The organism is Mesorhizobium sp. M7D.F.Ca.US.005.01.1.1 (assembly GCF_003952545.1).
Lineage (GTDB): Bacteria > Pseudomonadota > Alphaproteobacteria > Rhizobiales > Rhizobiaceae > Mesorhizobium > Mesorhizobium loti.
The window spans coordinates 291,763-317,703 of record NZ_CP034453.1; the positions used below are offsets into that span (position 1 = coordinate 291,763).

A 25,941-nucleotide genomic window follows, 5' to 3' on the forward strand; every position below is an offset into this window, starting at 1 on the left:
CATTGCCCTGCCCCACATATCGATCCCAGAACGCTTGGCGTCTTGGTGACACTGCTGCAGGACCCGACGGCCAATTCCCACACCCCATCGCAATTGGAGGATTCGGGCGCAGCATCGGGTCCTCACGAAGCGAACCGGGGAGAGGTCCATACCGCGCCAGCCTACGACATATCAGTTCGATCTTCTCCAACCCGCACGACGCGCAGACCGCGCAGATGCCGCCATTCGCTCGCGCAGCCGCCGTAAGGCGCGAGATGCTGGCGCTGATTCCGGGTGCACACGAAGGCTACGTCGGCTGGGAAAGGCGGAAGCGATCCGCAAGATGGTGAGCGACCACGTGCCCACGAGCCGGCATCACGGGGCGCCCAAGCATGGCGACGCTCTGCTCGCCGACCTTGTCCGCTGCCGGCGCTGCGGCCGCGAGCTGACGGTCCGCTACACGGGAACCAAGCACAACATTCCGCGCTATTCCTGCTGGCGTGGTCTGCTTGACAATGGCGAGCCGCGTTGCATCGCCTTCGGTGGACTCGCGTCGATCGAAGGCGTTCATCCTCTGCCGGACGGTCCATGGGTCTTCAGCCGATCAACGCTTGACGAACCGGCGGCTCAGCGCATCGTTCATCGCGCGCGGCAAAACCCAAAATACCCCATGGGATCGCATCCAGATCAGCAAAACCTATTCACTCAAATGACATAGACAGATGAGTGTTATGAACAGGATTTAGGTCCTGCCTCCATTCGGCAGTGGCACTGCGGGCGTGGTCGAGGCCGAAGAACAGGCCATCGTTCAACAGCTCGTCTCGCATTCGGCCGTTGAGGGAATCGCGTAGCCATTTTGCATCGGCTTGCCCGGCGCGGTGTAGTGCCATTCGCTCCTGTTCAGCCGCTGATAACAGGCCAGTCAGTTGTTGCCCACAAGAATCAGGATCTCGTGGGCGCGCCGCACCACTGGCGGATCTATCATTTTGCCATTCAACGAGAATGCGGACAGTCCACGCGTGGCGGCATCATTTGCCGCCGCGACAACTTTATGGGCCCACTCGAGCTCCTGGGCGCTTGGCGAGAAAGCCTCATTGAATATGGCCACCTGTGTCGGATGGATCGCCAAAGCTCCGGCAAAGCCAAGCCGCCGCGCCCGCACCGCGGCCTCACGAAGTTTATGCGTGTCCGAGAACTCGCCGATGCTTCCTATGAAGCCCAGCGGGAGCAAGCCGGCCGCGCGGGCGGCAAACAGAACAGAAAGGTTCGGCGTCAAAAGAAGGTCGAATCCTGGGGCGCCGCCAACAGCGGCGCTGAAGTCTTCAGGGCCAAGCGCCATTGCGACCATCCTTGGATGCGCCGACGCAATGGCCGCAAGCCTTTGCAAGGCGCCCGGGGTCTCAATCTGGGCAAGGAACCGGATGCCTCCCTGCGGAAGATTTCTTTCACGTTCTAGTTCCGAAACCGCATTCGCGATCTCTATAACCCACTCTGCCGAATCCGTCTTCGGAAGAACCAGTGCGTCAACACCCGCCATCACGGCTGCATCGAGATCGGCCGCCAAGGCGCGCAGACCATGATTCACGCGGACCAAAACAGATGCGCCTTTCCGGCCCACCTCTGCCACGCATTCAGGAAGCTGCTGCCGTGACTCTCCTTTCCGATCCTGGGGCACGGAATCCTCCAGGTCGAGAATGACGCCATCTGCGCCCCGCTCATGGGCCGTCTCTACAAAGCGCGGAACGTGAACAGGAACGAAGAGCAGGGATCTCCAGCGCGGTACAGACATCGCGCCTTCAACGGCCGCAAAGGTGTCCTTGATCATGGAGACGCCTTTGCGGCCGATTTTAGCGCGGGCGCTGCCAGTGAGCTTTCTAGGCGGCCGGTGCGCTGAAATGATCCGAGGTACACAGGCATTTTGTAAACCGCGAGCAGTCTCACCTTACTGAAACGCGCGCTCACGCTGACGCGGCTCTTTCGCGCAAAAGCGCCCGCACCTCCTCGCGGACAGCCTCGGTATGAGAGCCAAGAGCCGGGACTGGGCGAAGCGAGGGGAGCTCCGAGTTGAAAATCGCCGCCGGCGCTATCGTCTCGACGGCTCCATCGGGTGTTCCAACCTGCACCCTGCGAATGTGTGGATGCTTTGAAACATCCACCACTTCGTTCAGTCGGCCATATGCCAGGCCGGCCGCCTCGAGCTCCTGCATCGCATCGTGGCAGGATAGTTCAAAAAACCGCTGTTCAATGATCTCATCAAGTTGCGCACGATGAGCGAGGCGCTCCATATTGTCAGCAAAACCAGGTGCGCGTGTGAGCCCGGACTGCTTCAGGAATTTCTCGCAGAAATTCACCCATTCGCGGTCATTCTGAACCGAAAAGATGACCTCTTTGCCGTCGGCACAGCGATAGGCACCATACGGCGCGAGCGACGGGTGTTTCACGCCTGCGCGTACCGTCTGGTAGCCGCTGTAATCATTTTGCAAAACCGGCACGTTCATCCAGTCGGCGACGGCATCAAACAGTGACACCTGGATGCTGGTCCCTTCGCCGGTGACCTCGCGGTGGTACAGTGCCTGAAGAATGGCGCTGTGCGCTGTCATGCCCGCCGAGATATCGCAAACCGAGACCCCTACACGCGCAGGCCCCTGTTGGTTGCCGGTGATAGCGCATAGACCTGTTTCGGCCTGGACGATCAGATCGTAGGCCTTCAAATGGGAATACGGCCCTGACTCCCCGAAACCAGAAATGTCGCAGGTGATCAGCCGCGGATATCGTCGACGCAGATCAGCGGACGCGAACCCCAGTTTTTCTATGCTGCCCGGCTTTAGATTCTGGATGAAGACATCAGCACTGGCAATGAGCGTGTCGAGGACGGCGCGATCCGCCTCCAACCTCAGGTCTAGACAGACCGACTCCTTACCCCGGTTGAGCCAGACGAAGTACGCGCTCTGCCCCCGCACCAGCTTGTCGTAGTTTCGGGCAAAGTCCCCTTCGGGCCTTTCGACCTTGATCACCCGGGCGCCTGCGTCAGCAAGGCGAGACGATGCGTAGGGAGCTGCAACGGCCTGTTCGACCGCCACAACCGTGATGTCCTTGAGACTGTTTAGCATCAGGGCGCTTCCTACGCGGCTTTCAGGTTTTGTGCCCGACGCCGATCAAGCATGGCGAGCAACCGATTTTGTTCGTTGCCTACAATGGAAAGACCTTCGTCGATGCCCATGCCAGGCTTCGCGAGCATCATGTCCGCCTGTGTTGCCACCGAAATGTGAACCGTCGCTCGCGCGGAGAGATCCGTCTCGCTGCAGCTGCCTCCCACATAGGCGTCCACGTTGTTCTCTTTGCACAGAAGCACCGCACGGGCGCTGTCGGCGATCGAGCCCACGTCCGGCGTCTTGATCTGCACGAGATGGGTCGCCTTAGCCTCCGCAAACAGACGCACATCCTCTAAGGTGTTGCAGCGTTCATCGACAACGATGCGCGCACGTGACGCGCGCGCATTCAGAATGCCGACGATCTGCCCGTAATTTTCGACCTGCGCCGGCGTAGACCCGAAGTCGGCTGGCGATTCGATATTCACCGTGAACTCCGGAACCGCGTCAGCAACCTTACTGATGAAGTCGGCGATGCGCTGGACGTCGAGCCCGATCTCCATACCGATCCAGCCGTACACATCGAAATGCAGCACCGGAGAATAGTCTGGTTGGCCGATTTGCTTGACGCGGTGCGCCACCCATTTGACGAAATCCAGAAAGGTTTCTCCCCCAACGCCGAATTTGCTACGCGAGTTGATGAGGCCATGCGGGATCACATCCACCCCCTTCAGGATCATTTTATCGACATTGATTTCGCGCGCATCACCGCTCTGGCAATAAATTGGGACACGACGATGCGGCATGGATAGGCAAAATTCCGAACAAACCACCTCCGCCATGGTACGACGCGCAGCATGGGCAGCAGCGCTTAAAAGGGCTTGGCTGACCCCATATTCGATGCATAGTGGGAGTCGTTTCCCAGTATGGAGATCGAAGACACTGGAGCAGGCTGTCAAAAAGCTGGACGCATCAATGTTTAAGAGCCGCGGGACAACAACACGTGACGTGAGATCCATGATGGCTCCGACGTCAAACAGGGGGTCACGCCCGCCAGCCCCTGAGTATTGCACTCCCATCATATCGCCCCAGGCGACCATATCGTCTTCCAGGACAAGCCCGACGCTTAAGCAAGCTGCCGGAACACGGATATCACGGAAGCCGGGCGTCAATGGCTCGCCGACGTAAACAAAACCGTCCTGGCCAACCCCTGCCCTAATGGCAGCTTGATCGTCATAAAAGAAGGCGCCGTTGCCGGGCGTGAGAATGACGTCTTTGATCTGCACTGAATTATACTCGAGTTTGGCCAAGCTATGAGCTGCGGCCGGATTTGCGCGCTCTGTCCTAAGTTATGCCCCGTTCGGAATCGGTTTTGCCAATATAAAGCCCCGAACGTGCCCATCTCGTTTTAAGATACGATAAAGTTGTTTTACGGGCGTCAGCGGGGACGGCACCGTCCGCCTCCCCTCTTGGTCGCGGTGCGCCGGATCGTCGCCCCTGCTTCCATAACAGAAGCTAGGCGATCAATCCGTCCGGCCAGCTCCCATCTCGGACCGCCACTTTCAACCATGGTTAGTATAAACCAAGCGATCAAGGATCAAGCAATCTTTTTGGCATGATTTTGGAAGACAGGATCAGCCGCTGATCGATCCGAGGAGCTGGCCTATAAGCTCCAGTCGAGGCCAGTGCCTTCATACCGGAGTTACTACAGCTGGCCAAGGCGCGGCTAATCTGTACCTCTAGTTATGCAGCGGCCGCGCAAGGATGGCTACCCCTTCATTGCGGTCGACATGCGCGCCCGATCCTATGGCTAGGACGATTGATGGCCCAGGCGCTCGGATGTCAATGGACGGAGCGGAAACAGAATCCATAGAGTGTAGGATACCTATAAGATCTCCCGACCTCACTTCATCCAACACAGAGCAGCGAGGTTCGAAGATACCCTGCGCGGGCGATTTCAACTCGTCTGATATCAGCGTCTCAAGGGTCTGACTGGACCTTTTGTTACGGAAAGACACGTCCTCGACTTTTCCTTCGACGAGTCCAAGCATAACGAGCGCGTTGCGAACTCCAGCTTCATAAATCGCTAGAGCTTCTGCGCTAACCGTACCACCGCCGAATTCCGCGCAAACGAATACCTTCCCTAGGCTATGTGCCCAACTGTCGAACATCCCAGCCGTGTCGTCATGTTGCCAGAGCAATGTTACGGGCAGCTTAAATGCCGCTGCCATTGCGAGCGTCTTAGCCATGAGATCCGCATCAGCAATTGGATGCGTGATGACCGCCGGGGGAAAATCCCACGTTGGGCCGAAGCTGTGCAGATCGAAAACGATGTCGGCATTTGGCAACAATACGCGTGAAACCGCATCCGCGATTCGTTCCGTAACAGACCCGTCGGCACGGCCCGGAAACACGCGGTTCAGATTCAAACCATCAAGCGGAGTATTGCGGCTCCATGCTTGAACTGCCAATGGATTAAGCACTGGCAGCACGATGATCCTACCACTGGTTTGCGCTTGTGGCAGCCACTCGATAAGCCGCCGCGCGACTAATGGCCCCTCCATTTCATTGCCATGATTCCCACCGGTGATAAGAAGGCGCGGTCCATCGCCCTTATTAAGACTAAAAACCGGAAGCGAGAACTCTTCATGGTCGGCGCCTCCCGGCACAACGAGGTGTCCTCTGCTCACGCCATGCGCATCGAGATCAAACGTAAGATGTGGTGCTTCGTTCATTGCTTAACCTATTGCGGGTGATCTGGCGACTTTGACCGGGCATATGGTCTTGTACACGGCTATTTTTTTCGCCTGGAACTATGCACACGCGGTCACCACTTCGCCAATATAATGTCCGAGACGGCACCATCGCGTTTTCAGATGACCAGGGCTCGCTCTGCTGACCTGTCCCTTGGTTCGTCACCTTGATCCCGGTGCACTAAGGGAGGAGGAAGGTCAAAGTCGCGGTGGGTAGCCGATTTCAGAAATCGCGCGATCAGCCGGTTGACGTTGGCTAGCTGTTCGTTGTTCAGACGGGCGAAGGATCTGTGCGATCCGGTCAGCGCCGTTGACCTCGAATTCCATCCTGGCGCGCAGCAAGAGGATCGGCAGGTCTGAGCTTGCTGGCGAGCAAGGCCGGCCGATCCCAGACATAGTCCGAATCCTTGATCCGCATGTGCCAGATGATAATTGCAAGAGCTTTACTGGTTTCCGTTTTGGACCAGGTGGCCATTTTATCCGCCCGTTGAAGCCCCGAACAGATGCTTGTCGCCAGTCCGTAGGAATAGGTCGGACGCATCATCAGGAAGTGGATCTGCCACGCCAGTTAGGCAGCGGCTTCCTGTAATGTTCGCTGCATGCTCGGTCGAGAACGCCACCAGACGGCATAGAGGACAAGCATCCAGATTAAAGGCAGAAGCATCAAAAGAGAAGCGACTGCAGCAATCGTCGGGTCGATTTGGTGGCGGATATTCTCCAGCATCTTCAAGGGCAACGTCCGCACCGACAGACCGCCGACCAAAGACGTTATGACCGCTTCATCGAATGACTGGAGGAATGCGAACATGGCGCCGCCGATCACTCCCGGCCTGATTAACGGCAGTGTTACGCGAAAAAACGTTTGCAGTGGTCCGGCACGCATACTCTTGGCCGCCTGCTCTAACGTCCGATCGAAGTTGGCCAACGTCGCAGAAACGATCACCACCACAATTCCAACAGCGCCGATACTGTGAGCGAGGGCGATACCACCCTTTGTGCCGATTAGACCAATCTGGATGAGACCCAGATAAGTCGCGATACCGACCACGATAACTGGAAAGGTGATAGGCGTGATTATGATCATTGTCAGCACGCCGCGAAGTCTTGCGCTTATTCGGCTCAATCCGAAAGCAGCAAGTGTTCCCAATAGAGTAGAAATAACAGCTACCTCGACACCAATCTCGACGCTGGTCCAAGCTGCTCCGCTCCAAGATGCATCGCCGAAAAACGAGCGATACCATTGAAGCGACAGGCCCGAAGGCGGAAATTGCAAAAATGCCCCGGAACTGAACGACATGATGACAACGATTATCCCTGGGAATAAAAGAAAGGCCATCACCAAAACGATAAAAACGATCGCGACGACTTTAGGCCATCGCCTTTCCGCCCCAGGCACGTAGCGCCGTCCCGTCCACCGTTTGACACGATAGGGACGCAGAATTTCGCTGAAGTTTCGTTTGATAACAAGAACAATGGGTAGTCGGGACATCGAGCCCTTCGGAGCTCGAGTTTGGCTTTGCTCTTGTTTGCCGGAGAGGTCAAGCCCGACCATGGAAAGCACCACAATGGCAAACCCGAGAAGGATGAAGGACGCAGCGGCAATGCGCGGAATATCGAACGAGCTATTCACCTCGGCCGCAATGAAGGTTGAAAGCATGGCATCGCGCAATCCCCCAAGTGCCGCCGGCGTGATATAGAATCCTAGGCAGAACACAAAAACTAGGAGCGAGCCACTCCGTGCGCCTGGAATGCTAAGGGGGAGAAATACACGCCTGAAAGCGGTGAAAGGTCCCGCTCCCATACTGCGTGCAGCAGCCATCAAGGACCGATCGATCCCCATCATCGCACTAACCAAGGGAAGTATCATCATCGGCAGCATGATGTGGACCATGCCAATATAGACCGCGGTTCGGTTATAGATGAGTTGCAGAGGTCGATCGATCAATCCGACGTCCAGCAAGATGTTGTTGATGACCCCGCGATCCCCAAGAATAACAATCCATGCGTAGGTACGCGCCAGCCCACTGGTCAAATAGGGGATGATCACGAGAGCGATGAGCGTCATGCGCAGAGTCTTGGATGCCGTGACGATCAGATACGCGGTTGGATAGCCTACGATTAAGCAGATGGCAGTTGCGACCAGACTTATTTCTATCGTTTGAAAGAGCACCCGCACATTAGCTGGCTGGGCGAAAAACGCTCCGTAGTATTGGAACGAGAAATCGGGGGCATTGACACTGCTTAGGAAAAGCAAGGTTATAGGGGCACCGAAAACCACAAGCAAAAGCGCGAACGCGGGCGCGGTTAACCCAAGTGGCACCTTGGCCATTCTGCGCAAAAGCTTCATGGATATCCCTTATCAATCGCTTATGGCGAAACGAAGCGAATGTCTGACCGCAGCCACGTGAGGCAAACCTCCTCGCCTGGCTGGAAAACAGGTTGGTCTGCCGCGACATGTTCCCGGACGATGAGAACATTGTTGCCAACGCGAACATGGTATTTTCGCAGAGGGCCGGCAAAAATCATATCGTCGACCGCACCGGCAACATATTGCCGCTGGTCCGTTTGAGCCCACTCCGCAGTCTTCGGAAGTACACTGATGCGCTCTGGCCTTATCATCGCAACGGTGCCGATTTGCGGCGCGTTGCCCCCTCTGGCCAGCAACAAGGCATCCTCGAGAATGTTCGCCTCACCCAGAAATTTAGCGACAAAGCACGATGATGGCCGATCATAGAGGGCCTCTGGTGTATCGATTTGCTCGACACGTCCTGCGCGCATTACAACAATCCGGTCTGACAGAGTAAGCGCCTCCTCCTGGTCATGCGTAACGCACACCGTCGTGATACCGAACTCCTTGTGCAAGCTCTTCATCTCGATCTGCATCTGCTCACGCAGGTTACGGTCGAGTGCGCCAAGCGGTTCATCAAGTAATAGGAAGGGTGGATCGGCAATCAGCGCGCGGGCTAGCGCCACGCGCTGCTGCTGACCGCCACTCAATTGGGATGGCATGCGACCGCCGAATTCCCCTAGATGCACGCGCTCAAGCATACGGGCTACCCGAACCTTCCTCTGATCGGGAGCCATGCCCCGCATTTCGAGAGGGAATTCCAGGTTTCGAGCCACTGTGAGATGCGGGAACAGCGCATAGCTCTGGAACACAATTCCTTGATCGCGCCGGTAGGACGGGACCGAAGCCACTGAATGGCCGGCGATCATAATATCACCCGAACTCGGGGCCTCAAAGCCGGCCAAGAGCATCAGGGTAGTGGTCTTACCCGAGCCGCTCGGGCCGAGAATCGTCAAGAACTCGCCGCGACGCACGGTCAGCGACAGATCCCTGACCGCCGGAACACTCCCGTACATCTTGGTAACACTGCTGAACTGAATTTGTGGCACCGATTGGTTCACATCTGCAGCGTCAACTTCCGAACGGGGGGCGGTATTCATTGCGTGCATGTTCACTGTGGCTCCTCCACCATCGCTGGCGTGCATTAGCAGGCATTTGCCGTACCTTCTGCCGTCGTACCCGATGCCGTGAGCGGAGAGGCTAGTGGGCTACCCCGCTCCCCGTCACATTTTCAGCATCAGTTTCGACTTTAGCCCGGTATGGAGTTACCCCGACCGGACTTTCGCACTTCAACCAACCCTACTGCAGGATCCACTCATTCCACCGCTGGATAAGCATCTCAGTGTTGGAAACACCGCTGGGGCCTACCTCATTGTACCATTTGCCGTTGATGGAAACGCTGCTCTTGATGTAATCTGGGTGGGTAGGGAGCTTGCGCGCAACTTTCTCGGGAAGAAGTTTGAACGCATTGCCGTTGCTTGGTCCCTCAGGAAACAATTGGCAAAATGCTGCCTGACGTTCCGCGCGAGTGGCGAATTCGATAAACTTCTGCGCAGCCTTCGCGTTGGGTGAACCCTTTGGAATGACCCAATAATCCCACTGCAGCTTCGCCTGGTTTCGATTGATCTCCGTCGCGGCGCCCTGATCGATCAACAGTAGAGCTCTTCCGTCATACGATTGAGCGATGTCAACGACCTTATCATGCAACATCTGTTGAATCTCTGATCCGCTGCTCCACCACTTACGGATGTGCGGCTTTATTTTGTCCAAACTGGCAAACACCCGGTCGATATCCATCGGGTAGAGCTTATCGGGAGATACACCGTCCGCTAACAGGGCCTCTTCCCAGGGTCCTTCTGAACCAAACTGGCCGGACACCAAGGTGCGAACGCCGGGAAACTTATCAGCATCCCAGAATTCAGCCCAGTTTGTCGGCCGGGGTTTATCAGCTGGGAATACGTCTGTGCTATATACCATATTATATGAGTAAATCAAATTTGCCACGCCAAACGGTTGCTTGGCAAATTCATAAATTCCGTCTAGCTCTTCTTTCCTGAACAAGGAGTAATCAATTTCTTCAAGAATTCCTTTCTTAGCTGCGACCAAGCCGGACCCTTGCGTAAGCGCCCCGACATCTACCGTGACATTGCCCGATTTTACCATCAACTCGACCTGTCCCATACCCATGTCGTCGGTGATTGGGTTGACCTTGATACCGGTCTCAGCTTCAAATGGCTTAGCGTAAGCCTCAATGTTAGCCTTTCCCCAATCGCCGCCGCCTAGCACTACGTTGATCTGGTTGGGTGTTTGGGCCGCAACGCGGCCCGCAATTGAAGACAGAGCGCCAGCCGCCATGGCGGTCGATGTCGCCTGCAGCAATCGTCGGCGATTTATTTCGTATTTCATGTCGTTACCCTCTTCTTGTGATCTCAGCCTTGATTAGCCAAGGTTGTTTTGCTTGGACAATGTCATGGTGCTAGAGCAGCCTCGGCCAAGTTGACCCAGTATCCAATGCCGTATGGCAGTGCTTCATCGTTAAAGTCGTAGGTTGGATTATGGAGAGCAGCAGTCGATCCATTTCCAAGCAGTATACATGCCCCCGGCCGCGCCTCTAGCATGTACGCGAAGTCCTCTGACCCCAAACTAGGTTTGACTTTGGGGTTCACCGATGAATGGCCGACCAGAGCACGCGCCACCTCTGTTGCCCGACGCGTTTGATCGGGATGATTGACAGTGAGGGGCTCCAGGCGGCGATGCTGAAACTCGACCTTCGCCCCGGAAGCGCGTGCAATATTTTCCGCGCACGCCTCAATCTGTTTTTCAGCGAAGTCGCGCAAAATCGGTGACAGTGTCCTGACTGTTCCGGCAATCTCCGCGCGTTCGGGAATGATGTTGTAAGCTTGTCCGGCGTTCAGCTTTGTGACGGAGATCACCAGGGACTCGGTGGGGTCCGTGTTGCGTGAGACTAGTGTCTGCAAGCCTAAAATGATCTGAGCTGCAACAACGACGGGGTCAATTGTCAGATGGGGAGCGGCCGCGTGACCCCCTCTGCCTTTGACCACAATATCGAACTCGTCGAGCGCGGCAAAAATCGAACCTTCGCAAATGCCGAACGCACCAACCTCCATGCCTGGCCAATTGTGCATGCCAAAGACCTGAGATATCCCGAAACGGTCCATGATCCCCTCCTGGACCATTCTTTGGCCGCCGCGGCCATCTTCCTCGGCAGGTTGGAAGATCAGGGCAACGGACCCTTTGAAGTTCCGGGTCGCGGCGAGGTATTTCGCGGCGCCAAGGAGCATTGCAGTATGCCCGTCGTGACCACACGCGTGCATCTGTCCGGACCTTTTCGACGTCCAAGGTTTGCCTGAAGCTTCGAGTATAGGCAGAGCGTCCATGTCGGCCCGCAACCCGATAGTGGGCCCATCTCCGAGTTGACCTTGGATCAACGCAACCACGCCGGTTTCAGCTATCCTGCACTCGATGTGGTTAATCCCGAAGGAAGCCAGCTTTTCCGCCACAAATGCCGCTGTGTCATTCACCCGATAGTCAAGCTCCGGATTCTCGTGCAGGTACCGGCGCCAAGTCATCGCTTCGATCTCGATCTCCTTGAACCTGTCAACGCCAACCATAGGCACGTTCCCGCATTTGAGTAATTTGGATCAGGCGCCGGTGCGTAATTAATGATCGATGCCACCGGTGTTTTCGTCAAATGCAGTTTGGATATCGTAACCATCTAGAACCGAGATAGCCCCGCGTTCAGGCCTCGGTGTTGGCGCCGGCGACTGCGACCCGATAACAAGCCGTTTGCCCTCAAATGGATAAGCTTCGGCCTTAGAGGACCAGCTGCGAAGTGCTGGCAATCATAAACTCTGGCTCTGCTGGCAACGGCCAATGGCAAAGGTCTGAGTAGGAAGAGCTGTCACCATCGCGACACTCCTCCCCCTCCCACGACCTACTTTCCAGGACTGCATGCGCTTTGCCACTCAATCCGCAAACCGCAGACCCTAGGCGGCGTGGACAAATTCGATGTTAGCAGGGTCGCTTTCCTGCGATCGGGTTGTTAGCATTGGGAATGACACTGGAAGAAGAGAGCGAACGAGCTACGTCGATGCTGATTGGCAAGGTTGTTCGCCGTGTCATGCGCCACCGCGATGGAGAGGTGGTGATCGAGTTTGAGGATGGCAGCCGATTTTTCGCGGATAGCGACAGCCCTCTCGAACTGTCCATCACCTTGGCGGAATAGTATATCCGCCTTACGGAATTTCGGACGTCGATGCGATTGACGTAGCCCAAGAGGATTGATTCAAGGCTGCTTTTTGGAGGCAGGTTTGAGCAGGGGCGATCTCACCGAAGCAGAATGGCGTGTTCTCAAGGGCTTGCTGCCCATCGACCCTGACAAACGCGGCCGAGGTAGACCTCCCAAGCAGAATCGTTCGATCATCAACGGCATTCTCTGGCGGCTCCGCTGCGGCGCTCCATGGCGGGATGTCCCGCCCAAATACGGCAGTTGGAACACCATCTATCGTCGGTTCCGACGCTGGAGCGAGGCCGGGGTCTGGGAGACCGTGGCGGTAATGCTCGCCGAGGTCATGGCGGACAGCGGCCACTACAGCATCGACAGCACCACAGTTCGCGCCCATGTCTCGGCAGCGGGCGGAAAAGGGGGACTCGTGCACCGGACGCCTTCCTTGCGGACAAGGGCTACGATGCCGATACCATTCGCGCCGATCTCGCCGAGCGGAAGATTAAACCCGTCATACCCGGCCGATCAAACCGCCGCGTGAAGATCGAGTATGACCGGGCGCTCTACAAGCAGCGGAACCGAATCGAGCGCATGTTCGGCCACCTCAAAATCAACCGGGCCATTGCCACCCGCTACGATCAATTGGCCAATAGCTTCCTCGGAATGGTCTACCTAGCCACCGCCAGATACTGGCTCAAATTTGTCCACGCCGCCTAGCATCACGCCCGATAAAGTGTTGGCGGGATTTCGCTCAGGAGTTCCGCGCCGCGCTCTGTCACGAGCACGTGTGCGCCGGCACCAAATAGGTAGCCACTTTCGCTGCACAAAATGTTTGGCATGTGCAGGGTCATGCCAGCTCGGAGTGGTTCATTTACATCGGGCTCCAGGCTTAGGTCGCCGCGCTCAGTCCAATTGATGCCAGTTTGGTATCCTGTTCGTTGGCGGAAGACGCCCTTGCGTCCAGATCGCTTCAACACCTCGCCCCCAGCAGCGTGAACGTCCGCCGGCGTAGCACCTGGTCGAATCGAGGAGACAAGGGCCGCAATGACCTCTTCAGCCAAGCCGTGCAAAGATTCGGTTTCGGGATGTTTGCCAAGGACTGCGCATCGAACCATTCCCACTGTATACCCGTGTTTCGAAGCCCCTATCTCCAGAAAGGCAGGTTCGTTGTTGCTGAGAGGATGATGGGTCGCTGGCGCATGGGGCAACTTCACTCGCTCTCCAAACAAAATGGTACCCGGCGCAAGCCCGATATCCCCAGCGGCGTTGCTGGGGTCGTTTGTTACCGCCGCAGCTAGGGCCGCTGCCATTTCGATCTCCGTAATGCCGGGACGAAGCGATTGCTGAAAGGTTCGAATTGCCACGTCAGTGAGTCGAACAGCATCGCGCATACACGCCAACTCAAGTTCTCCTTTCACTGCTGACACTGACGAGACCAGTCGGGTGACGTCAGTAATCTTCAGATCCGGGAGCTGGTCTTGGACTGCGCGCACGTCGGCGGGCGCGAGATTCCAGCAGCCAAGCTCGAAACCGACTCGCTTATTGTCCAGTCCGAGTCGACGCAATACATCGGCGCAGACCCTGCCAAAATCAGGCTGATGTGTATAGGTTTCAATTTCCTCGATGCAGCTATATGAACGTACTGCCTGCTCGTCATATTCTCGGACAACAAATATCGGGACCCGACCCGGCATCAGAATAAGAGGGAAAGGCGCGAAATATCCACCGCTCCCATCGTAGCCGCTGAGATACTTCAAGTGGCCGTGCGCCGTTACTACGATTGCGTCCAAGCCTGCCGTAGCAACCGCATCCAGCACATTGTTTTGCCGGCGCTCATACTCTGATATCGGAAACGGTACACCAGTCAGAGGAATTGCGGAGCGTGTCGTCGCCATATCTCACCTCAATCAGTGTGTCGTGGTTTGGTTGCGCAAAACGCGCGATCGCGTCCATGTTCGAAATTGAACAAAAGCTTCGCCGGCTCATGCGGGGTGACAATCCCCTTTCCTGGCGGCTAGCGTCAAATGCTGTTTTTATATCGGCTGCATCTCGCAGCGAGATGCGCATAGTGCCTTCATCGGCCGCTCAATGCAGGCAACGCTGGTCTCCGACAGCTTTGTTCTCGCCAGAGGATCGCCGACAAAGGCGCCGAGTTGCTCGGCAAGCTCGTCAGCCTCGGCCAGAAGAACCATGCTGACGACCTTGAGCTTGGCAGCGAGTCGGCGCGCCTTCGCATTCTTGCCGGCGAAGCCGCCGACGCCGGGGGAACTGTGCCGGCGCCACGCAACAGCATGTTTGCACTGATGTAAGGCCGCTGCGACACCAGCGACGGCTCTCCGCCGCCACCTCCGCATCTCGCTACCAGATGACACTAATACAAAGACTGCATTTGGCGCATCCGACGTGTAAGAGGATCGTGTCGCGCGAAGTGGTTAAGCTTGGCGGAACCGAATCGGTCGGAGCAATGAGCAAAGCGGCGGGCGCAGATGCGGATGTAGTTTCGCCGAAGACGTTTGCGCCGCTCAGGAATACGACATTTCGCTCAATCTGGTTTAGCCTCTCAAGTCTCTTCCCTTGGCTGGCTGATGCAGACCGTTGCTATCAGCTGGCTAATGGCAACGGTTCCGACCTCCGATCTGATGGTTGCGCTCGAGCAGGCTTCGTCTAACCTGCCCGCTTTCATTTTGTCCATTTTCGCTAGGGGTTCTCGCCGACAACTTCAGCCGTCGAAGAGTCATGTTCGCCGGCCGATGCCTAATGGTAATAGCATCCGCGATGCTACGGCTTCAGTGGTGCTGGGCTTTATCGCCCCGTGGATGATCTTCGGCTTCAGCTTCTTGATCGCAAGTGGTGCCGCGCTCAACGATACCGCCTGGCAGGCTTCTGTTGGCGATATTGTGGACCGACGCGAAGTTCCCGCTGCCGTCACCCTCCTCTCCATTGGCTTCAACACTGCACGGACCGTGGGACCGGCGCTCGCGGCATCATGATTGCGTCGTTCGGACTTATGACGGCTTTCGCTATGTTTACACTCACCTATATGATCCCTTTGGTCACCATATGGCGATGCAAATGGAAGGTTCGCTCCTCACTTCTCCCACGTGAGTCAATGAGGACGGCCATCTATGACAGGCTGCGCTTCACAGCGATGTCATCGGAAATCAAGACGGCGATCGCCCGCGGAACCTTCTTTGGCCTGTCGGGCATCGCCATACTCGCACTGCTGCCATTGGTTGTCCGCGATCAGCTGGGCGAAGGACCGCTCGCCTATGGCACCATCATCGCCGGCTTCGGCACAGGCGCCGTCATGGCTGGCGTCGCCAACAGCCTATTAAGACGGAGCTTGTCAGAAGAGCAACTAATGACGCTGGCATGCGTCGCCTGTGCGGCGTGCTCCCTTTTTCTGGCACTGCCTCTTCCATTGCGAGCGGCGTCCTGTTTCCCCTTCGCGAGGGTCGCGAGGCCGAGCCCGACCCTTTGGAGGAATTCGACGCGCCGGCAGTCGCCCTCAGTCTCAAGCCGAGAAGCGGCCCCATCGTGGTCAAAGTCGAGTACCTCATACTCGTGGAAAATCTAGAAGAATTCCTCGCCATGCGCGGGTGCCGGCATGTACAGAGTCGCGTTGGTGCTCGGCACTGGACTCTCCAGCGCAACCTTCAGGAGCCTGTGCTATGGACGGAGACATTCCGTACGCCGACCTGGACCGACTACCTTCGCCTGAATCATCGCCTTACCGAGGCCGACAAGGAACTGGACGAGAGAATCATCCTCCTCCACAAAGGAAAGCATTCTCCACGAATAACATTGTCAATCGAGCGCCCCACGAGTGCTCCACGCAAGCCTGAGTCATCAACGCCTTTTTTCCCCCGCCATTCAACGAAACGGCCAGCGTGCCACCGCAGGCTGAATGAAGATACATAAGAAGGCACGTCAACTGCTAACCACATCGGGCGGGCAACAAGCATCGCCGCCTTCGGGTATATGACAGACAGAATGTAGCGGACTTGAAAAATGAAAGGCGCTCACCCACCGCCAACATTTCTCGGCTGGTTCCCGGCATTCAAGGTCCTGCGGCTATACGCGAAGGCGGCAAGCCGCGTTGAAGTCGTCGATATTCAGTCGCATCGAAGGACAATGACGTGTTGCCCTGATGCCACTCTCTGCGAGGTTAGCTTGTTTCTCGGATGAGGAGACAGACAATGGTCTGCCCCCTGAAAGGTCCTCCCTGAGGTATGTGTCCATTCTTGAACTCGGCTCGACAATGATAGCGAACCCTGTTGACCGTCGCACTGTCAGTCTCGAATCAAGTGCTCTCCTACAGCAGATGCGATTATCGCCAATGCGTACTGGTAGCGCCCGAAGCGCGCGTTATCGGCAGCCGCCGAGGGCCGTGATGCGGCCGCGATCGAGCCTTGTAGTAACAGACGCGCTCTCCGGTGGTCGGGCCAGCACCTTACCCCTCTTCCCTATGGCCCCAAGGCAGAGCAATTGCCAATGCGGGACATCCCGCTTCTAAGTCTCCTGCAACATTATTGGAGGCCGCGACGGCCCTGCTCGTGACGATCAGGGGTGGTCGCCGCACACCAGCGGGATCATTGCCCCACAAGCGCATCCAGATTCCGGCCGGGCGTTCCGCTGTCAATATCAAAGTCGGCCGGCGGGCGCTAAAGTGTCGATCCTCACCTTGCCGCCAGGTGAGTTCGACCGATATGTTCCTGCTACAATGGTAAGCGGCCTATACTGTCGCATCCTCAACAGTCAGCGGGAGACAGGACGACCCTATGTTCGAGCTCCCTCCGTATGGACTCCTCTGAATATAACAAGGGCTTGTATTCGCCCCGTTGCCAATCGTGATTGAGGTCACGATAATGACTTGAGATCGGAACACCCGACTGACCTGGATTGTTAATAAAGAGACTGTCATCCCATGACCCAACGTCCATGATTATCCGCACTGACGGTCCTTCTGAAACAGAGAATTGGCCGCTTCGGTAACTCGAAAAATTGAGCGTTGAGCTACTTCCGCCGAGGGCTATGGCGCCCAACGACCATTGTTCAGACGTCAGTGCCTGCAGAGGGTGGCGCAAATCAAGCTTATGTATACTGCCCCATGCCCATGAGGCAGAATCGTCGCCAAATCGACATATGCATTCACTCCAGGCAGAAGTTAGGGATTCCATTATGGAATGCTTCAACTTTTCACTAGGCTCTGCCTGTTCGAGCCAAGAGGCTATGGCCGAAGGCTGTAAAGGCACGAGCAGTGCCAACACTTCATCGTCAGCGCTTTCTAAGCGAGCTACTGTCGGGCCAAGGTGTTTGCTAAGCCAAATCTCAAAGAACGCGGCGGCTGGCGAACTCGCATCCAAATGCCGGTCCCAGTTAGAAAATAAGTGCAACGCAGGCATGTTTGCAACCGAACCGAGAAGAGTGTCTAGTTTCGCAAGAATACGAACTGCTATCGGCGAATACACCGAACATTGCAGCGACATGCAGTCCCGCAACGAGATCTTCTCTGATCGTGAGAGAGTTGTATGAAGGGTATCATGTCTGCTGCTGTCAGACCACTCGTAGCCAAAAGCAGGATGCGATCTACTCCATTCCTCCGGAACATTCATTGCGTTGGCAGTGGCGACAAAACCTTTGGCGGGGTTCATCTCGAACGGCCCATCGTCCGGTGACAAATACCCTTCCCATTCGAACCGACCGTCTCCTGGAACCGGAAGCAGGCCGTCCCAATTTCTTCGGACCGGAGCCGCACCTGACGGTTTCCACGCAATTACATTCGACGTGTCCGCATAGATGTGATTAACTGAAGGACAACCCCAGTTTGCTAGACTGGAGGTGTATTCTGAAAATGTCTTAGAGCGCATTACGGCCAAGCTGGCCATGTAAGGTGCCATGCCGGGATCCATCCATACGGTTCTCAGTGCGAAGGCGCGGTCTTTTTCAGCATTTTGGTTTAAAATGGGTCCATGGCGTGTGAACTGAAGCTTTACCTCCTGGTCGGTGTGGGCGCGAACTGGAATTTTCTCGTGTATAGTCTTCACCTGCTCCCAGGCCCCTTTATATAAGTATTTATTTCCCTCACTCTTGGTTTCGTAAACATAAATATCTTCTTGGTCAGCGCCGAAAATAGTCAGACCAAAGGCGGCTGTCCCGTTGTGACCCATGGAGATTCCTGGGATCATAGGCTCTCCAGCGCCAATTACATCGAGCCCGGGCATACTCAGGTGTACAAGATACCTGATGGACGGAAGGACGTGCTTGCGATGCGGGTCTAGAGCAAGGATTGGTCGCTCCGTTGTGGTTTTTGTTGCGGATATGGCCCAGTTGTTTGAGCCCTCTTGGAACACCGTCTGCATGATCTCATCACTCGGTGTTACGCGGGTCCAACGGTCAGCTTCCTGAAGACTTGCTGCAAGTCTTTCCCTCGAGAATGAGACGGGACAGATTGCCAAGCGAAAATCCTGCAGTACTCGATCTGTCATAAAGGCGAGGTCAAGGCCCTCCGCTGGTCGTGGCGCTATCGGAGGTGACAATTCTTGTCTCAACCTGTCGAGGCGGGTACCTCGTTCCACACCTGCCAATGCCATCACCCTGCAGCGCAGAAGCTCCGAAATCGCATTTCGGGTTAGTGAGTGCGTTCGCACGCGAACGACGTCTTCGGGTTTCCAATAGTCGGGAGTGTGACCGAGGAGGCCAAACTCGGGTGGCAAGGCAATCAAACCGTCATGGCAACTGTCTACGTAGGAATTGATCCCCTCGGCAAACGCTGAGCATATCTCTTCGGAATCCGGGCCGTACGCCTGCCATTCTGCACTCATGGCTCCGCGAAATAAAAAGAGACGCGCCGCCCGATCCTGCTCCAAATATCCGGGGCCAAAGTCTCGTGACAGGAGACCGAGACCTCGTTTGCGCGCAATATCAATTTGCCAGAGGCGGTCTCGAGCTGCATTCCAACCCTGCGCGAAAAATAGGTCGTGCAAGTTCTGAGCCTTGATATGAGGAACCCCCCATTTATCAATGTCGATCGTGACCTCACTCTTAAGCTTGTCGGAGCTGTGGCGGTCGAAGGTTATGTTCTTTAACATGTGTTGATCCGTTTGGTTCACCCAAAGATGGTCGGGAATCTGCCAGAGGACGACGTCTGCAGATTGTGGTCGGTTGCGGGCAGAGGGTTGAGGCCGCACTCTTGCAACCTGATCATGTGTGGCGAGCCAATCCTCAGCGCGCCTGGACGCGAACTGGCACGGTGGGCTGCGCACAAGCTCAGCGGGATCCTACTCTCGCGCTTCCGGGAACGAGGCGCTTGCCGAGAACGCTCTGATGTATGTCAGCCAATACGTACGAATACAATATCCGCACATGTTGTCTCGCTGGCCTGAGGCAACGCATTCGATACACAGTAACTCGGTCGAACGGCCTCGTTGAAGGATGGCTCCCTCAATGCGACAAGATCTGGCTGAGAAACAATTTCGTTCTTTCGTGCTGCGGGTTTCTGAAGAAGTCGTGCGGTGTACCCTCTTCGACGATCTCACCTCGATCCATGAAGATTACTCGATCGGCCACGGCGCGCGCAAAGCCCATCTCGTGGGTGACGCATACCATGGTCATGCCGTCGCGTGCGAGTCCGGTCACAGTCTCGAGCACTTCAGCGACCATCTCTGGATCGAGCGAGGAGGTCGGCTCATCGAAGAGCATGACTGCAGGCTCCATACAGAGGGACCGGGCAATTGCGACGCGCTGCTGCTGTCCCCCGGAGAGCTGAGCCGGATATTTGTTCGCCTGTTCGGGAATGCGCACGCGCTCTAGGAATTTAAGCGCGATCTTTCTAGCCTCACCCTCTGGAACGCCCTTTATCCACATCGGCGCCGCCATACAGTTCATCAGCACGGTCATGTGCGGGAAAAGATTAAAGTGCTGAAAAACCATGCCGACGCTTTTGCGAACTTCAGCTACGTTGCGCATTTTGTTATGTAACCTAATCCCAGTGACGGTAATCTCGCCATCCTGGTGCGCTTCGAGCCGATTGACGCAACGGATCAGCGTCGACTTTCCCGAGCCTGAGGGCCCACAGATGACGATACGTTCGCCCTTGCGGACGGTTAGGTTGATGTCAGTTAGTGCTCTGAAGGCACCATACCATTTGGATACATTCTTAGCTTCGATGACTTCGTCGCTCAATATTGCATCTCTCTTGTTCATTGGCGCATCTGTAAGTGCCTTGAAAATGGCCGAACCAACTTAGACGTCTTTTTTAGCTTGACCAATGAATTCACGATCATCGCTTCTTACTTCTGGCAAAATGGTCCTCGATCCGGGATTGGACCAGTTCCAGGCAGGCGGATAAAATCCAATAAATCATTGCCGCTGTTACTAGCATCTCCATAGTATGGAAGGTTGGCTGGCCGAGTGAGTGAGCTAGATACGTCAGCTCCCAAACGCCAAGAACCGAAACGAGAGAGCTGTCTTTGAGCATTGAGATGAACGTGTTTCCCATCGGGGGAATGATAACCGGAAGCGCTTGCGGCAGAATGATTCTGCGCATTGTGAGCGCAAAGCCGAAACCTAATGACCGGGATGCCTCCCACTGGCCGCGATCGATGCTGGCTATGCCCGAACGGAAGATCTCCGTCATGTAGGCACCACTGCATAGCGAAAGCGCCAACACGCCTGCAGGCACGGCATTAATAACGTAACCTACCTGGGGCAAGCCCATGTAGATCAGATAAACCTGCATGAGAAGCGGCAGACCCCGGAAGCATGAAGTGTAGAAGCTGACTATCGCGTAAGCCATGCCGTTGCTTGACAGTTTCGCAATCGCGCCGATTATTGCGATAGCCGACGCAAATAGCAGTGACATCGCTGATACGTAAACTGTAGTAACTACCCCCTGCGTAATTAGAAATGGCAGGTTTGCCCAAATAAATGGCATGCTTAAGTCAAATGCCGCGAAGAGCGAAAGGAACAGTAGCACCAACTCAAACCATACGATCCCGATTTGGATTTTGAGCGGGACAAAACCAATCAGCACGAGGTTGAGGCAGAACATTGCGGCAATTACAAAAGCGATCGCAATGCGACTGTAAAACTTCACTTGTGCGTGATCGCCAATCACGGGCCGTAGGAGTTCGCCCATCGTGGTGCCCGCTACGTTGAAGATAAGAAAAACCGCGAGCACAATTGCAAATATGCAGCCGATAAACCATGGCTTGTGGACGAGCACCTCAGATTCAACTGTATCGTGGTAAAGCATAAGCATTTTCTTCCTAAGAAGAGGCGCCCCCGGGAAGGGGACGCCCACGATTGTGTCATGTTATTTATCGACGCTGAAATCCCCCCCGAACCACTTGACCGAGAGTTTAGCAAGAGTGCCGTCATCCTTCATCTTCTTGACCGCGGCAGCGACCTTGTCGATAAACTCCTTATCGCCACGCTCGATTGTGACAGCGCCCGGGGCGTAGAATAAGGGATCGCCAATAACCTTCAATGGATAGCCAGATTTGATTGCCGCAGCCGCCGTCGTTCCTTCAGTAATGACGCCATCGAGACGAACACCATCGCCGAGGCGCAGGTCGTCAAGCGTAAGAGAGTTAGCACTTGGATAAGCCTTCACTTGGCCCGCTGTAAATTGATATTGTATTGGCTTAGCGCCGATCCATGCCGGTGTGAGCTTGTGATTGGCATACAAATCGCCAAGAGTTCCCGCTCGGACGCCGACGATCTTGCCCTCCAGGTCGGAAGGCTTCGTCGCTTTGCTATCCTTGTGAACGACAGCGACTTCGCCTTCGTAGAAGTACATGGCCGGGAAGGCGAATTTTTTGGCGCGATCGTTGGTCGGCGTCATTTGACCCATGGCCATGTCCCAACGCCCCCCCCACTGGCCTGCCTGAATGATATCCCAGCCCGGGGTCACGAATTTGATCTTCACGCCCAAGTAGTCCGCAATGCCCTTCGCGACCTCTACATCATCACCGTCGAGTTCATGTTGGTCGTTCAAGTGAGACAAGGCTCCCCAGTCGGACCCGACCGCTACCGTCAATGTCTGTGCCGCGAGCACACGATCAAGGACTTCGCCGGCGCAAGCCTTGGCTGACAAAGACATCGACGCAACCGCCATGGAGACTGCAACTACGACCGTCGTTACATGATTGTTCATCTATAGTTCCCTTTTTTCTCGTTCTTATTTTCTTGAAAGCTACCTTCGTCGCCACCGAGAGGAGTGTCTTAGCGGTGCGCCATTGCTCCCTGCTGATTGGACCCATCCCGGTCCGTCATTTAACGAACGACACCTTATCGCTCTGCATTGTTGGCATTCAGCGAAATCGAGTTCGATGATGCAGGTTTCCTGCGAACTACCCTTGGCTTTCGCCGGATCGCTCTGGCGATTTCACAAAGCACGGATACCCTGGCCTCAGAGAGGTCGGCGAACTCGCCAACTCGCTGGACTCCGAAGGCTGCAGATTGCATCGCCACAAGACGTCTTGTTTGGAAGGATCTAAACTGGACTGGCGCGTTGAATTACACCTTGCAGGGCTGACTCTGGTCACGTGGGAACTGCGGTCCAAGCCCCTCTCTCTCCCTAATCTCGACCTCCCTAATCTCGACCTCCCTAATCTCGACGACCTCTTCGCCGGCCGTGTGCGCACCCGCTACTCAACCGTCGGGGCGCTCGAGGAAGAATGCTTCTCTGCCGACATCGTGGTCGGGGCCGTGCTGATCGCCGGTGCTGCCGCGCCAAAGCTCGTCACCCGCGAAATGATGTCCGGCATGAAGAAGGGCTCGGAGCTGGTCGACGTCGCTATTGACCAGGGCGGTTGCTTCGAGACGTCGCATGCGACGACTCAAGCCGAGCCCACCTACGAAGGCGACGGCGTTATCCACTATCGCGTCGCCAACATGCAGAGTCGCCCATGCCATTTCGCGATTTCTTGCCTTGCGAGTTCGCACGTATCCCTCTGGGTCAACATCGTTGATAGACCAGAGAATTTTTGACTCATCGTAGCTCGGACAGCGGAGACGCGTTACAATTGTCAACCCGTTCGGACCCGGTTTAATCGAGATGTACTCGGCATACTGCGCATGATGGCTCATGCCTCTTGTAGCTGGAAGCGTTCGGCAAGTTAGGTCCTACTTGCCACGCGAGAGCGGGGCCGCAAGTATGCGCCGGCCGCAATACAACGCTGATTTGCTGCGTTGTCGAGGACATTTCGCATAGAATGCGCGCCTGCCGCTGCTATGATCATAACATGTTGTGATTTAGTCCAGTCCGAACTCCCGAGGTTGGGTCGCAACTCTCGATAGCCAGCTGGCGCCGGGGGCGCCTAGGCATGAAATTGGATCCCATGTATGACAGAATTCAAACAACGGCAAACCGTCGGTAACGCGTCGGAGAGCGTACTCGAATTCGACGGACAGCAATACCTGGACGGCCGTGCATCGGATCCTCGCGAATTTGGCTGGATGCGCGGTGCGCCGCCGCCGCCAGACAAGCGTGTAACATTCGAGAATGAAACTGTTTGGACCTTTCCTCAGCTTCGCTGGTCGCTATCGCATATGCGTGAGCTGCGGCCCACAGTCCAAGTGTGGCGAGGGCGGGGCGGACCGTCGCAGCTTGAGTGCAGCAACAGGTCTACCGAAATCGATGGGCTCACGTTCGTCGACATGGACGACCGCACCAACCGGTTCGAGGAGGCGCTATTCGACACCTACACCGACGGCATTTTGGTCCTGCATCGGGGGCGGATCATATACGAACGATACTTCGGCGCACTCGCGCCGCACGTACAACATTCGTGTCAGTCAATCACCAAATCGTATGCGGGCACCCTAGCCGCGGCGTTGGTGCATGAGGGCATTCTCGACGACAGGAAGACAATATCGCAGTTTGTGCCGGAATTACGAGGTACAGGGTGGGAAGATGCAACGCTCCGCCAAGTCATGGACATGCAAACTAACGTTGCTTTTACTGAAGATTACACAAGTGTAGACAAGTCATATAGATGCGAATACCTGCGTACCATACGAAAGGAAGGGGCGCACGGCAAATTTGTCTACAAAGGCGTCGATACCAATGTTATGGCTTGGGTTATGTCGCGCGCAACGGGCCGGTCGTTCGCACAACTGTTGGAGGAGCGCTTATGGTTGCCACTGGGCTGCGAAGAAGACGCCTATGTCGAGATCGACCCGACAAACGGTATGCCGAGGGCGCATAGCGGACTCAATGTGACGTTGCGCGACTTGGCGCGTTTCGGCGAGCTGATGCGATGTGAAGGCTCGTGTAATGGCAAGCAACTGGTTCCCGCGAGTGTTGTCTACGACCTTCAAGATCTCGACCACCCCGCCAAGCCGGACCTCCCATTCGGCTATACATACCGAAGCCAATGGTGGGTATCACACGACGAGCTTGATGCTATTGAAGGTCGGGGCCTTTACGGCCAGAACCTGTACATAGCGCCAAAGGCGGAGATGGTGATTGCGCGCTTCGGGTCGCACCCCGCTTGCGACCACATTGATCGGATTAGAAGGCCGCAGATGCAGGCATTGGGGAGGATGCTCCGCGCGTAACTTGATGCACTAGACGGTCACCGCGCTTGTTTAGGAATTTCCTGCAAATTCGCGGTTGAAGAACTGGGGCGCCTACGCCGAATTCCTGCGTTCGGCTAGGGGGCAATTGGCGCAAAAGGCCTGTAGACGCTGCTACGCTTATGAAGTAAATACCAGAAGCCTCGCTTCCCATATGCATAATGCAGACCGATCTGGCTCGCTTTTGCTGAGGAAACAATGATCACCGAACATTGCATATTGATTGGGGCCGTCGCGACTTTGTATTGCGAGAATGGAACCGGTGGACCTATTGTATTCTTGCATGGTGCCGCTTTCGGGCTTATCCGTCAGCTTGACCTGAAACAAAACCCAACCCAAACATCAACGAGACCCAGGATCAGACCGAAAAATGGCCGCCTTCAAATCGGAATGCTGGCCGGAATGAAATCGGAATGACTGGCCGGCTTCAAATCGGAATCGGTGGCCGGCTTCATCGGAATACGCAGGCAATGGTATCGGCATCAGTGGCAGCGCTCTTGCGCTGCTTCTGGACGGTGAGATCGGCGGTTACCTGGGAAAGCCGGGCGACCAGCGCCTTGAGCCGCTGCTGGGCCGCGCTCGGCGGCAGCGTCGGCTGCAGCCGTTTGACCTCGCTATAGCGGGCGATGACGGCGGCGTCGATCCTGTCGGTCTTCTCCAGGAAGCCCATCGCCTCGGCGAATCAGCGTACGCTCCTCGCATTGGCCATGCCGCAGGCTACTCCCAACTCCCACGACAGCAGGAAGGGAAGCCGTTCGTAGCCGCCACTGGCCTCCATGACGACGAGCTCGACACCATTGACCTAACACCAGGCAGCAAGCTCGGCTATGCCTGCCGCATCGTTGCGAAAGCGGCCCGCCGCTCCGCTCGGCACGACATGGGTATCGAGCCAGTCTTTCGAAACATCCACTCCACAGATAGTCTTGTTCACGGTAACCTGCC

At 56.0% G+C, this 25,941-nt stretch carries 18 protein-coding genes and 5 pseudogenes; 7 read left to right on the top strand and 16 right to left on the bottom strand.

From position 1 onward, the window contains the following. Window positions 1-322: 322 nt before the first annotated feature. Window positions 323-697 carry a zinc ribbon domain-containing protein gene (locus EJ076_RS35580; RefSeq protein ID WP_063169311.1) on the top strand — a complete coding sequence of 125 codons (375 nt, stop codon included), beginning with the start codon at window positions 323-325 and terminating at the stop codon, window positions 695-697. A gap of 55 nt (window positions 698-752) precedes the next feature. On the opposite strand, the pseudogene EJ076_RS01395 reads toward EJ076_RS35580, so the two are convergent. The 10 genes and pseudogenes from EJ076_RS01395 to EJ076_RS01435 all read right to left on the bottom strand — a co-directional run. Further along, window positions 753-877, bottom strand: a pseudogene (locus EJ076_RS01395) (integrase core domain-containing protein); the annotation flags it as partial. A 24-nt stretch (window positions 878-901) separates the two neighbouring features. Then, window positions 902-1,804, bottom strand: coding sequence for a CoA ester lyase (locus EJ076_RS01400; RefSeq protein ID WP_210326668.1), 903 nt, complete (start codon window positions 1,802-1,804; stop codon window positions 902-904). A 133-nt stretch (window positions 1,805-1,937) separates the two neighbouring features. Then, on the bottom strand, window positions 1,938-3,089 hold the full coding sequence (locus EJ076_RS01405; RefSeq protein ID WP_063169312.1) for a CaiB/BaiF CoA-transferase family protein: 1,152 nt from the start codon (window positions 3,087-3,089) through the stop codon (window positions 1,938-1,940). A gap of 11 nt (window positions 3,090-3,100) precedes the next feature. Next, window positions 3,101-4,354 (bottom strand): methylaspartate ammonia-lyase, encoded by a 1,254-nt coding sequence (locus EJ076_RS01410; RefSeq protein ID WP_063170371.1) that lies wholly within the window; start codon window positions 4,352-4,354, stop codon window positions 3,101-3,103. A gap of 453 nt (window positions 4,355-4,807) precedes the next feature. Then, window positions 4,808-5,803: a succinylglutamate desuccinylase/aspartoacylase family protein gene (locus EJ076_RS01415; protein WP_063169313.1), complete on the bottom strand. Its 996-nt coding sequence runs from the start codon at window positions 5,801-5,803 to the stop codon at window positions 4,808-4,810. 319 nt (window positions 5,804-6,122) lie between these two features. Next, window positions 6,123-6,296, bottom strand: coding sequence for a hypothetical protein (locus EJ076_RS35055; RefSeq protein ID WP_164548525.1), 174 nt, complete (start codon window positions 6,294-6,296; stop codon window positions 6,123-6,125). 93 nt (window positions 6,297-6,389) lie between these two features. Then, window positions 6,390-8,168 carry an ABC transporter permease subunit gene (locus EJ076_RS01420; protein WP_063169314.1) on the bottom strand — a complete coding sequence of 593 codons (1,779 nt, stop codon included), beginning with the start codon at window positions 8,166-8,168 and terminating at the stop codon, window positions 6,390-6,392. 20 nt (window positions 8,169-8,188) lie between these two features. Continuing rightward, window positions 8,189-9,277 (bottom strand): ABC transporter ATP-binding protein, encoded by a 1,089-nt coding sequence (locus EJ076_RS01425; RefSeq protein ID WP_224570037.1) that lies wholly within the window; start codon window positions 9,275-9,277, stop codon window positions 8,189-8,191. Window positions 9,278-9,467: 190 nt separating this feature from the next. Further along, window positions 9,468-10,574: an ABC transporter substrate-binding protein gene (locus EJ076_RS01430; RefSeq protein ID WP_063169315.1), complete on the bottom strand. Its 1,107-nt coding sequence runs from the start codon at window positions 10,572-10,574 to the stop codon at window positions 9,468-9,470. Window positions 10,575-10,636: 62 nt separating this feature from the next. Beyond that, entirely contained in the window at window positions 10,637-11,800 is a 1,164-nt protein-coding gene (locus tag EJ076_RS01435) for a M20 aminoacylase family protein (protein WP_063169316.1), read from the bottom strand. A gap of 443 nt (window positions 11,801-12,243) precedes the next feature. Here EJ076_RS01435 and EJ076_RS35060 point away from each other — a divergent pair, with 443 nt between their 5' ends. Then, complete coding sequence (locus tag EJ076_RS35060; protein WP_164548526.1) at window positions 12,244-12,414, top strand: hypothetical protein; 171 nt, start codon at window positions 12,244-12,246, stop codon at window positions 12,412-12,414. Window positions 12,415-12,499: 85 nt separating this feature from the next. After that, window positions 12,500-13,131: pseudogene (locus EJ076_RS01440) on the top strand (IS5 family transposase). 2 nt (window positions 13,132-13,133) lie between these two features. Here the strand turns inward: EJ076_RS01440 and EJ076_RS01445 are convergent. Continuing rightward, the gene (locus EJ076_RS01445; RefSeq protein ID WP_063169317.1) at window positions 13,134-14,309 is read right to left on the bottom strand and encodes a Xaa-Pro peptidase family protein; all 1,176 of its coding nucleotides are present in this window, start codon (window positions 14,307-14,309) and stop codon (window positions 13,134-13,136) included. A 258-nt stretch (window positions 14,310-14,567) separates the two neighbouring features. Here EJ076_RS01445 and EJ076_RS35065 point away from each other — a divergent pair, with 258 nt between their 5' ends. Together EJ076_RS35065 and EJ076_RS01455 are read left to right on the top strand one after the other, a co-directional pair. Then, window positions 14,568-14,723 (top strand): hypothetical protein, encoded by a 156-nt coding sequence (locus EJ076_RS35065; RefSeq protein WP_164548527.1) that lies wholly within the window; start codon window positions 14,568-14,570, stop codon window positions 14,721-14,723. A gap of 155 nt (window positions 14,724-14,878) precedes the next feature. After that, window positions 14,879-16,335: pseudogene (locus tag EJ076_RS01455) on the top strand (MFS transporter). Window positions 16,336-17,165: 830 nt separating this feature from the next. On the opposite strand, the gene EJ076_RS01460 reads toward EJ076_RS01455, so the two are convergent. The 4 genes from EJ076_RS01460 to EJ076_RS01475 all read right to left on the bottom strand — a co-directional run bounded on the left by EJ076_RS01460 (window position 17,166) and on the right by EJ076_RS01475 (window position 22,573). Continuing rightward, a complete protein-coding gene (locus EJ076_RS01460) occupies window positions 17,166-19,505 on the bottom strand; it encodes a penicillin acylase family protein (RefSeq protein ID WP_063170375.1) in 2,340 nt (779 codons plus the stop codon). 352 nt (window positions 19,506-19,857) lie between these two features. Further along, complete coding sequence (locus EJ076_RS01465) at window positions 19,858-20,601, bottom strand: amino acid ABC transporter ATP-binding protein (protein WP_135921822.1); 744 nt, start codon at window positions 20,599-20,601, stop codon at window positions 19,858-19,860. Between the two features lie 94 nt (window positions 20,602-20,695). Continuing rightward, complete coding sequence (locus EJ076_RS01470) at window positions 20,696-21,670, bottom strand: amino acid ABC transporter permease (protein WP_063170377.1); 975 nt, start codon at window positions 21,668-21,670, stop codon at window positions 20,696-20,698. 60 nt (window positions 21,671-21,730) lie between these two features. Then, window positions 21,731-22,573, bottom strand: a complete 843-nt coding sequence (locus EJ076_RS01475; protein WP_063169318.1) for a transporter substrate-binding domain-containing protein — start codon at window positions 22,571-22,573, stop codon at window positions 21,731-21,733. 458 nt (window positions 22,574-23,031) lie between these two features. Here EJ076_RS01475 and EJ076_RS01480 point away from each other — a divergent pair. Together EJ076_RS01480 and EJ076_RS01485 are read left to right on the top strand one after the other, a co-directional pair. After that, window positions 23,032-23,409 (top strand): annotated as a pseudogene (locus tag EJ076_RS01480) (alanine dehydrogenase); the annotation flags it as partial. A gap of 354 nt (window positions 23,410-23,763) precedes the next feature. After that, entirely contained in the window at window positions 23,764-24,981 is a 1,218-nt protein-coding gene (locus EJ076_RS01485) for a serine hydrolase (RefSeq protein ID WP_063169320.1), read from the top strand. Between the two features lie 505 nt (window positions 24,982-25,486). Here the strand turns inward: EJ076_RS01485 and EJ076_RS01490 are convergent. Then, window positions 25,487-25,873, bottom strand: a pseudogene (locus EJ076_RS01490) (transposase); the annotation flags it as partial. Between the last annotated feature and the right edge of the window lie 68 nt (window positions 25,874-25,941).

What these genes read in the sequence shown, in the direction of transcription:
- EJ076_RS35580 (WP_063169311.1), top strand. Translation starts at nt 323, where the DNA reads ATGGTGAGCGACCACGTGCCCACGAGCCGGCATCACGGGGCGCCCAAG.
- EJ076_RS01400 (WP_210326668.1), bottom strand. Translation starts at nt 1,804, where the DNA reads ATGATCAAGGACACCTTTGCGGCCGTTGAAGGCGCGATGTCTGTACCG.
- EJ076_RS01405 (WP_063169312.1), bottom strand. Translation starts at nt 3,089, where the DNA reads ATGCTAAACAGTCTCAAGGACATCACGGTTGTGGCGGTCGAACAGGCC.
- EJ076_RS01415 (WP_063169313.1), bottom strand. Translation starts at nt 5,803, where the DNA reads ATGAACGAAGCACCACATCTTACGTTTGATCTCGATGCGCATGGCGTG.
- EJ076_RS35055 (WP_164548525.1), bottom strand. Translation starts at nt 6,296, where the DNA reads ATGGCCACCTGGTCCAAAACGGAAACCAGTAAAGCTCTTGCAATTATC.
- EJ076_RS01420 (WP_063169314.1), bottom strand. Translation starts at nt 8,168, where the DNA reads ATGAAGCTTTTGCGCAGAATGGCCAAGGTGCCACTTGGGTTAACCGCG.
- EJ076_RS01425 (WP_224570037.1), bottom strand. Translation starts at nt 9,277, where the DNA reads ATGCACGCAATGAATACCGCCCCCCGTTCGGAAGTTGACGCTGCAGAT.
- EJ076_RS01430 (WP_063169315.1), bottom strand. Translation starts at nt 10,574, where the DNA reads ATGAAATACGAAATAAATCGCCGACGATTGCTGCAGGCGACATCGACC.
- EJ076_RS01435 (WP_063169316.1), bottom strand. Translation starts at nt 11,800, where the DNA reads ATGGTTGGCGTTGACAGGTTCAAGGAGATCGAGATCGAAGCGATGACT.
- EJ076_RS35060 (WP_164548526.1), top strand. Translation starts at nt 12,244, where the DNA reads ATGACACTGGAAGAAGAGAGCGAACGAGCTACGTCGATGCTGATTGGC.
- EJ076_RS01445 (WP_063169317.1), bottom strand. Translation starts at nt 14,309, where the DNA reads ATGGCGACGACACGCTCCGCAATTCCTCTGACTGGTGTACCGTTTCCG.
- EJ076_RS01460 (WP_063170375.1), bottom strand. Translation starts at nt 19,505, where the DNA reads ATGTTAAAGAACATAACCTTCGACCGCCACAGCTCCGACAAGCTTAAG.
- EJ076_RS01470 (WP_063170377.1), bottom strand. Translation starts at nt 21,670, where the DNA reads ATGCTTTACCACGATACAGTTGAATCTGAGGTGCTCGTCCACAAGCCA.
- EJ076_RS01475 (WP_063169318.1), bottom strand. Translation starts at nt 22,573, where the DNA reads ATGAACAATCATGTAACGACGGTCGTAGTTGCAGTCTCCATGGCGGTT.
- EJ076_RS01485 (WP_063169320.1), top strand. Translation starts at nt 23,764, where the DNA reads ATGACAGAATTCAAACAACGGCAAACCGTCGGTAACGCGTCGGAGAGC.